Source organism: Plectonema radiosum NIES-515 (assembly GCF_025753815.1).
GTDB lineage: Bacteria > Cyanobacteriota > Cyanobacteriia > Cyanobacteriales > Nostocaceae > Hassallia > Hassallia radiosum_A.
Window position 1 is genome coordinate 1 of record NZ_JAOWRF010000265.1, and the last position, 8,498, is coordinate 8,498.

The following is an 8,498-nucleotide window of genomic DNA, read 5'->3' on the forward strand; positions in this document are numbered from 1 at the left end:
TTTTTTTACAAGCAGAAGACAACATACGAGTTCCCCTGGCTTCTGGGGGGCGGGAAGAGGTGTAAAGGAAAGGGGATGTGGGGTTTGGGGTTTGGGGTTTGGGTGTTGGGGTTTTGGGTTTTGGGGTTTGGGGTTAAGAATAATTCATTTGTGACAACTAACAACTAACAACCAACAACTATCAACGCTTCCACCAACAACTAACAACCAACAAATGATGAAATTGCCACGAACGACTTTAATTCTGATATTGCTAGCACTAGGTAGTGGTACTTTTGTTTACTTCTATGAAATTAAGGGGGCACCTGTGCGAGAGGAAGTCAAGGAGAAAAAACAGCAAATTTTCTCTTTTGCAGCAGATGATGTGCAGTCTTTGACGGTAAAGACAGAAAATATGACTTTAAATCTGGAACGTAATAATGCTGGCGATACAAAATGGATGATAAAATCTCCTATAGCGGTTGCAGCAAACGATCCGATTGTTTATTATTTGATGGATTTGCTGGTGAAGGGTAAGAGCGATCGCATTTTATCAATTCCAGCTAACCAGCTTGCAGATTTTGGTTTAAATCCACCCCAAGCAACTATCAATATAAACCTGAAAAATCAGAAAACTCATCAATTAACTTTAGGTAAACCTGATTTTAACCGCCGTTTTTTGTATGCTCAAGTTGATCCCACTCCTAAACTAGATGGTAATATCAATGTGCTATTGGTATCCACTGATTTTGAAAATGCAGTCAACCGGGAGCTTTCAGAGTGGCAACAACCTGGAAATAATAACATCAACAATTTGCCTAGTACCGCTCAACCCAATCCAGCAAAGACCAAATAAATGAAAAAGAGGGGGAAAGGGGAGGCAGTGCGTTGCGTATTTTCCACTCGGCACCTTTTGGGGGGGGGGAAGCGGAGGAACATAAGCTGACGCAGCGTTGTCGCATCTGCCGTGAAAGGGAAACCCGCTAAATTGCAGGAGCTTTTTTTCACTAGCTGCCTATTAAGAAAATAGACAATAGTTAAATAAAAAATAAACAATCATTAATAATTAAGCAGTTCAAATTCCGCGATGTCAATCATCAATCATCATAAAGTTTGGTGTTTGACTGGTTAATTAGTAAATCAATAACTTCTTTGTGTTTTTTATGAAACTTTAATAATTCCAAATAGGCAAATGGCACTACTAGTATCCAGAAAATACTAGCTATTACCAAAATTATACCAGAAAATAAGCGCTGCTCTAAATTCATTTGTTCATCTTGTAAAAAGAAATGCAGCCATTCTGCAAAGAAACAGTAAGCCATCACCAGGTAAATAATAATTGCCAAATAAATAAGACATGTCTGTAGCATGTTGCTTCCATAAATTATTAGTAAATGAACCATTTGTATCGGAGTTTCGTTTTTCTGAGGTGGCAGGAATTTTTTAGTTAGTCTGTACTTTTTTTTTACTGGTTTGAGATTATACTTGCAATTATAGCAAGATTAAACTATATTCAATACTACTTAAAGCCATGTAAAATTTTCATCCTATTTGTTCGTGTTTACACTAATCTACATAGAGGAAAAGCCGAGAAAAGAAAAAATTAAATAATTAGTAACTAAAGTTATTAATTATCATTGATGATGCCAATCCTAATACTGTATCTTTTTACGGTTTCAGGTTTGGGCGATCCGGTAAAAAAGCAGAGATGAGGTAAATTTTCACACCATATGACAAGTCCGACAGCAACATTAGACATCTCCAAAAATGAATTATGCGTTGCCCAAAACCCTTGATTAGACGTAAGCTAGCTACGTCTCTACATTCTTTTCCGGAGATGTCTATTGTTAATTTCCTGCCCCGATCAACGGGGACTTGTCGCGAAAATTGCCAACTTCATCTATGCGAATGGTGGGAAGATCATCCACGCAGACCAGCATACAGACTTTGGGACTTGTTTATTTCTCACCCGGATTGAATGGCAGTTGGATGGATTTAATTTGCCTTTGAGAATTTATTGCACCAGCATTTAATGCGATCGCACAACCTTTAGGGGCAAAGTGGGAACTGCATTTTTCTGATACTATCCCACGCATTGCCATTTGGGTAAGCAAGCAAGACCATTGTCTATTTGACTTGATTTTGCGACAATGTGCGAAAGAGTTTGCATCATAAATTCCGCTAATTATCAGCAACCATCCTGATTTAAAGGTGGTGGCAGAAAAATTTCATATCGATCTGTATTGCGTACAAGTGCAAACCGCTATATTGTAGAGACATTCGGTCTGGAACGTCTCTACGAAGGTCATGCCGTCATGCCTTGTTTATGACTATTCGACAATCTGTGAAAATGCGGGTGAAAGTATTAGATAAGACTTAAAAACCCCTAATAACAAGGTGAATTCCTAAAATTTGATATTATGAGTCTTTATCCTCTCGGTCAGCGCGAATCAATTCGGCGATAAAAGCGACGATCGCAGATACTAAAATTAAGATGACGCTCAGAGCATTAATGTCTGGCTTGACTCCAGTTCTAATCCGGCTGAAAATTTCCATTGGTAGGGTGTTGGAACCACTACCAGCGGTGAAGCTGGCAATGAGAAAGTCATCTAGGCTGAGTACAAAGGCAAGCAGACAACCTGCGATAATTCCAGGCATTAACTGAGGTAGCAATACTTGGATGAAGGCTTGCATCGGTGTGGCTCCTAAATCAAGTGCGGCTTCTTCTAAATGGGGATCTATGTTGGTAAGTCGGGATGAAACTACAAGTGCAACATATGCCAGACAGAATACTACATGAGCGGCAACTATTGTCCACAAACTTAAGGGGATGGCAAAGGCTGCTAAAAAAACTAGGGTAGCTACGGCGATGGCAATATCGGGAATAATCAATGGTAGATAAGAAATCCCCCGATACAATGCCTTTCCCGGAAACTGGTAACGCGCTATCCCTACAGCCATCAAGGTTCCCAGCACTGCTGCTATACTCACGGCACTACAAGCAACTATTAAACTGTTTTTGAGAGCCGATAATATGCGTTCATCACTGAATAGCTTGTTATACCAATCAAGAGTAAATCCTTGCCAAGTTGCACTGTAAGGGGAGGAGTTGAAGCTATAAAAGGCAAGTACCAAAATCGGCAGATACATCATCACAAACATCACTACTGAGAAAACCGCTTGCCATGCGACACGCGGTTTTTTCTGGGATGAATCTAAATTCATTTTATTTTAAGATGGTTCTTCCTTATCAAAATCTAGCATATCATTTTTCCTGTCAATAGTCAATATTCTATCTTCTTTATTTCGCGCGATCGCTCTATGCCTAGGGATGAGTACAAATATGTACTTTGACAAAAAAACACTGGGTCTTCAAAAGAAAGAAAACCCAGTAAATTGTTTTGGGTTGCTTACATGAGTAGATTAACTCCAACCCAGTAGAGAATTAAAACTGAAACAACGCTTAACCACAAAATTACTTTGTTCGTATACCAATTGTTGTTCATTCGATTTTTCCTGGTTGAGTGGGCATAGCATTGTCAGAGTTAGGAAATAAGCTCTTGGCATTTTCCGTAGTTCTTATTAGCTATTCCCAATTTCCTTCTCAAATTTGATTCAATTTGCGCTGGGAAGAAATTGAGCAACCATTATTGATTTGGTTGTGACTACTATTTTAGCGATCGCCACAACATTTTTACCAGCAGAGAACTAATTGAATGATATATATCTGAAGACAGAGAATAATCCCGGTTTGGTTAATTATTTTAAATATTCGTCTCAAGAGATAGTCATTTCCTTCCTTCCGGTAGACAAAAATTATCGAAATATGGACATATAATTTAAATTAAATACTTGTCTGGCAACAGTTTGTTTTCAAACTTAATTCTTATGCAGAGTGAATCTATCGAAAACATCCTGAGTAAGTAAGCAAGCATTTAAAATACAATTTCTGATTAATTGGGAGGTTTTTAATGCGGATTGCTCAGGTAGCCCCACTATGGGAAAGAGTACCCCCCCCCGCTTACGGGGGAATCGAGTTAGTAGTAGGATTACTCACTGATGAATTAGTCCGAAGAGGACATGAAGTAACGCTATTTGCATCGGGTGATTCTATCAGTTTGGCAAAGCTAGAATCAGTTCATCCGAGTGCTTTACGACTCGATCCGACTATCAAGGAACCGGGTGTTTACGAGTTGATGCATTTAAGTTCTGTGTATGAGCGGGCAGAAGATTTTGATATCATTCACTCGCATATGGGTCTTGGGGCATTGCCTTACGCTCAGTTGGTAAAAACTCCTACGGTTCATACGTTGCATGGTATTTTTTCACCGGACAACGAAAAAATGTTTAAACACGCTAAACAACAACCATACATCAGTATTTCTGAGGCACAACGGGAACCGAGGTTAGACCTTAACTGTGTAGCGACTGTTTACAACGGAATTGATGTTAGCAGTTATAAGTTTCACTTTTCACCGGAAGATGAGCCTTACTTAGCCTTTTTGGGTAGGATATCTCCAGAAAAAGGACCGCACTTAGCCATAGAAGTTGCTCTCAAAGCTGGCTGGCGTTTGAAAATAGCTGGTAAGGTGGATGTTGTTGATGTAGAATACTATGAAAAAAAAATTAAGCCGTACATTGACGGTAAGCAAATTGAATATTTGGGTGAAGCCAACCATGAGCAGAAAAATGCTTTAATGGGTGGTGCTGTAGCTACGTTGTTCCCCATTACTTGGCGAGAACCATTTGGGTTGGTGATGGTAGAATCAATGGCAGCAGGGACACCAGTTATTGCGATGAAACTAGGGTCTACAAAAGAAGTAATTGACCACGGCAAAACGGGTTTCTTGTGCGACAACATCGAAGAGTTCGTATTTGCGATTGATCGGGTGGCAGAATTAGACCGACGTGGTTGTCGGGAATATGTCTCGAAGCGTTTCAGCTTGCAAGCAATGACCGATGGTTATGAAGCTGTTTATCGAAAAATTTTGGCAGATAAATTTTCTCAGCGCAATGGTCATTTCCGCAATGCGGTAACTTTAGCGAAAAGTGGAATTTAGCCTTTTATCGGCTTTTATTTAGATTTTTTCACGCAATCAAACCAGATTCCTATATATGTCCTAATACGCGGGCGTGTTAAGCCCCAAATACGAGCGTAGAGACGTTCCGGACCGAACGTCTCTACATACATCAAATCAATACCAAAAATCCTTAACACCAAGGGTATTGATATATGTCCTAAGTAGAGACGTTCCGGACCGAACGTCTCTACGACAGTTTAACGGACACCATCTTATTCCCATGTACTTTGTCTGGGAATATGCACTTTCTTTCAACTAATAAGGGTGAAAGTCAATAGCTGGTTGGAGAAATAACATGATTCCTCCGACTACGACAAAAGATAAAGTTACCCAAAAGAAAATTTTCATCCCAAAGTGATTTTCTCGTTTTCACCGCTACTAGCTTTTTCACCCGTAGCAATTGCTTTTACCAAACCAATTGTGTGCGCTACAAAATTAGATGGTGCATCCCAATATTCTGCTTTTTGTACATTGACTTTCAGCAAACCAATATGCGGTTCGTCTAATCCTTTGGGAAACCAAGCCTTGAGTTCCGGCTTCCACAATTGTTCAATTTTTTTGCGGTCTTTGACTAATTGTGCTGTGCCCGACATAGAAACGTAACGTTGTTTATTAGGTGCGGCAAAACTAACATTAACCTGTTCATGGTGTTCGATTTCATCTACTTTATGAGAAGGAGCGTAGGTGAAAAACCAAAGAGTACCATCAGATTCAATTTCACCATTCGTAGACATAGGACGGCTGTGCAAAGTTCCGTCGTCATCGATGGTGGTTAACATGCCAAAGTCAATATCTTTGACTAGTTCACGCAGCTTTTCAATTTTTTGGTTTTGGTCTGTATCAGTTGTCATTGATTATTACTCTTATATCTACTTCAAAGCTTGAGTTTAAGGGCAATCCGTTGTGAATTTTCAAACTCTTTTTCTGTGTTAGCGTTTATCCGGTTCTAGTGCGTGAGCCTTGAGAATGATTTATGCATAAATCATTCTCAAGGCTATATCCATAGAGGTAGAAAAATAATTCGTAGTCAGCGGTTCACCGCTCAGATCAAAGCTTTTAATAAATAGATCCGCTTACTACTAAGAAGCGCGTTTATTTAAACTCATCTATTTAACGACTAACGAGAGATTAGCATGAGTCAAAGTACCTAGGTCAAATATACTACATTAGGTTAAATTTATTTTCTACCCAAGGGAGGAAGAAATAGGATTTGCAGTTGTGTGATAAAAAATAGAATGTGGTATACAGTCAGCCTTTTAGATAATGCCAGACGCGGAAAAGTTTCAAAACCAATTGGCTGATAATTTGTTATCGTTGCACCAGGAGATAAATAAACAAGCAAATTACTCGATGGTCCCAACTGTTGAAGAGGGAATGGTCCTGCAACTTGCGGATGGTACTATCCAAGCTGGCAATAGCGCTTGCGATCGCATACTTGGACTGACTGCCGAGCAGCTGATGGGACGGACTTCGGTGGACGATCTTTGGCAATGGATTCATGAAGATGGTTCTGCTTTCTTTTGTGAGAGTCACCCAGCGATGGTAGCCTTGCAAACAGGAAAGCCATGTTTGAATGTGGTGATGGGTTTGTATAAACCAAATGGTCAGCTAGTGTGGTTATTACTGAACTCGCAACCTCTGTTTTTGGCTGGAGTCACAAAACCCTACGCTGTTGTCACAACTTTTTCTGAGATCAAAAAATCGGCTCGCTCAAGACTTGAGAGAGAATACCAGGCAGGAAGTATATCTGAACAAGATACAGAACTTGCCTTGGGACATAACGAACAGTTTGATCTAGCAGCGGTTAATTGCCTATTTTACAATTGGGAGATTTCGCGCGGTACTGTAGAAAGAACTCAGGGTCTGACTGCGCTTTTGGGATACACTCTAGAAGAAGCTGAACCGACGCCACAATGGTGGCAACAGCTTGTGCATCCGGATGACTTACAACGAGTTGATGACGAATTTAAAGCTAGTTTGGTAAATGGCGATCGCTATAAAATTGAGTACCGAGTGCGTCATAAAGATGGTCATTATGTGTGGTTACAGGATCGAGGGTTTGTTAAGCAGGATGCAGATAACCGCTGGGTTAGGATAGTTGGCATCAGAATTGACATTAGCGATGCCTTATGGGAAGACTTGCGTCTACGCAAAAAAACTGAGGCAGATTTACAACAAAGTGAAGAACGCATTCGGCTTGCAACCACAGCGGCTAATCTGGGTATGTGGTTTTGGGATCTAACCACCGACGAGTTAATTTTTACTTATAAGTGTAAAGAACTGTTTGGATTTCTACCTGACACCACAATTACTTACGAGCTTTTTCTGAATACTCTGCATCCAGAAGATCGACAACGTACCGATGAAGCTGTCAGTTGCGCTCTTGCCCAAAAGTTAGATTATGATATAGAATATCGCGCGGTTTGGACTGATGGTAGCTTGCATTGGCTTGCCGCTAAAGGTAGAGGCTTTTATGATGCCGATGGTCAGCCAGTGCGGATGATGGGAACAGTTCAAGATATTGGCGATCGCAAGCAAGTTGAAGAAACTCTGCGTCAAAGTGAAGAACGCTACCGTTTCTTAGCTGACACTATTCCAGAAATGGTCTGGACAACAGATGCTGAAGGTTTGGCAACTTACGTAAATCAGCGTTGGTACGAATACACCGGATTAACTTTAGAAGAAACTGCCGGCTACGGTTGGAGAAAGGTACTGCATCCGGATGACTTAGAAATATCTGCACAAGTGTGGACCCAAGCGCTGCAAAATGGTAGACCTTACGAACTTGAACATCGTTATCTGAGAGTTGCTGATGGCACATATCGTTGGCATTTAGTACGAGGTTTACCGATAAAAGACGACCAAGGACGCATCGTCAAATGGTTTGGCACTTGTACAGATATTCATCAGCAAAAACAAATCGATGAAGAACGTGCTCAAATTTTAGAGCGAGAAAAAGCTGCCCGTGCAGAAGCAGAAACCGCTAACCGCATCAAAGATGAGTTTCTTGCCGTACTTTCTCATGAATTGCGATCGCCTCTCAATCCGATTTTAGGATGGACAAAGCTACTTAAAAGCCGCAAATTTGATGAAGCGGTGACTTTTCGGGCTTTGGATACCATCGAACGCAATGCTAAATTGCAGATTCAACTAATTGATGACTTGCTGGATGTCTCCCGGATACTGCGAGGTAAACTATCTTTGAATTTTGCTGCCTTTGATTTAGCAATTATAATTAATGCCGCTATCGAAACGGTGAAATTGGCAGCACAAGAAAAATCTATCGAAATGCATCTGCAAATTGAGCCGAATGTAGGTAAAGTTTTGTGTGATTTCAATCGCTTGCAGCAAGTCGTCGGCAATTTGCTCAATAATGCCATTAAATTTACCCCAGCAGGGGGACGAATTGATATTAGGCTGTCGGTGGGAATGGGGCAG

At 40.6% G+C, this 8,498-nt stretch carries 7 protein-coding genes; 4 read left to right on the plus strand and 3 right to left on the minus strand.

What is annotated here, in order from left to right:
- The first annotated feature begins 214 nt into the window (after positions 1 to 214).
- On the plus strand, positions 215 to 835 hold the full coding sequence (locus tag OGM63_RS18715) for a DUF4340 domain-containing protein (RefSeq protein ID WP_263747167.1): 621 nt from the start codon (positions 215 to 217) through the stop codon (positions 833 to 835).
- Between the two features lie 241 nt (positions 836 to 1,076).
- On the opposite strand, the gene OGM63_RS18720 is transcribed toward OGM63_RS18715, so the two are convergent.
- Positions 1,077 to 1,349, minus strand: coding sequence for a hypothetical protein (locus OGM63_RS18720; protein WP_263747168.1), 273 nt, complete (start codon positions 1,347 to 1,349; stop codon positions 1,077 to 1,079).
- 474 nt (positions 1,350 to 1,823) lie between these two features.
- On the opposite strand from OGM63_RS18720, the gene OGM63_RS30065 reads away from it, so the two are divergent.
- Positions 1,824 to 2,012 carry an ACT domain-containing protein gene (locus OGM63_RS30065; protein WP_445974563.1) on the plus strand — a complete coding sequence of 63 codons (189 nt, stop codon included), beginning with the start codon at positions 1,824 to 1,826 and terminating at the stop codon, positions 2,010 to 2,012.
- A 385-nt stretch (positions 2,013 to 2,397) separates the two neighbouring features.
- Here the strand turns inward: OGM63_RS30065 and OGM63_RS18730 are convergent, their stop codons facing one another.
- Positions 2,398 to 3,204 (minus strand): ABC transporter permease, encoded by an 807-nt coding sequence (locus OGM63_RS18730; protein ID WP_263747169.1) that lies wholly within the window; start codon positions 3,202 to 3,204, stop codon positions 2,398 to 2,400.
- 746 nt (positions 3,205 to 3,950) lie between these two features.
- Between OGM63_RS18730 and OGM63_RS18735 the strand changes: the two genes are divergently transcribed.
- The gene (locus tag OGM63_RS18735; protein ID WP_263747170.1) at positions 3,951 to 5,039 is read left to right on the plus strand and encodes a glycosyltransferase family 4 protein; all 1,089 of its coding nucleotides are present in this window, start codon (positions 3,951 to 3,953) and stop codon (positions 5,037 to 5,039) included.
- A 365-nt stretch (positions 5,040 to 5,404) separates the two neighbouring features.
- Here the strand turns inward: OGM63_RS18735 and OGM63_RS18740 are convergent, their stop codons facing one another.
- Positions 5,405 to 5,911 (minus strand): pyridoxamine 5'-phosphate oxidase family protein, encoded by a 507-nt coding sequence (locus OGM63_RS18740; RefSeq protein WP_263747171.1) that lies wholly within the window; start codon positions 5,909 to 5,911, stop codon positions 5,405 to 5,407.
- Positions 5,912 to 6,434: 523 nt separating this feature from the next.
- On the opposite strand from OGM63_RS18740, the gene OGM63_RS18745 reads away from it, so the two are divergent.
- Positions 6,435 to 8,498, plus strand: a 2,064-nt coding sequence (locus OGM63_RS18745; RefSeq protein WP_263747172.1) for a PAS domain-containing protein, incomplete at its 3' end; no start/stop codon positions are given.

What these genes read in the sequence shown, in the direction of transcription:
- OGM63_RS18715 (WP_263747167.1), top strand. Translation starts at nt 215, where the DNA reads ATGATGAAATTGCCACGAACGACTTTAATTCTGATATTGCTAGCACTA.
- OGM63_RS18740 (WP_263747171.1), bottom strand. Translation starts at nt 5,911, where the DNA reads ATGACAACTGATACAGACCAAAACCAAAAAATTGAAAAGCTGCGTGAA.
- OGM63_RS18730 (WP_263747169.1), bottom strand. Translation starts at nt 3,204, where the DNA reads ATGAATTTAGATTCATCCCAGAAAAAACCGCGTGTCGCATGGCAAGCG.
- OGM63_RS18720 (WP_263747168.1), bottom strand. Translation starts at nt 1,349, where the DNA reads ATGCTACAGACATGTCTTATTTATTTGGCAATTATTATTTACCTGGTG.
- OGM63_RS18735 (WP_263747170.1), top strand. Translation starts at nt 3,951, where the DNA reads ATGCGGATTGCTCAGGTAGCCCCACTATGGGAAAGAGTACCCCCCCCC.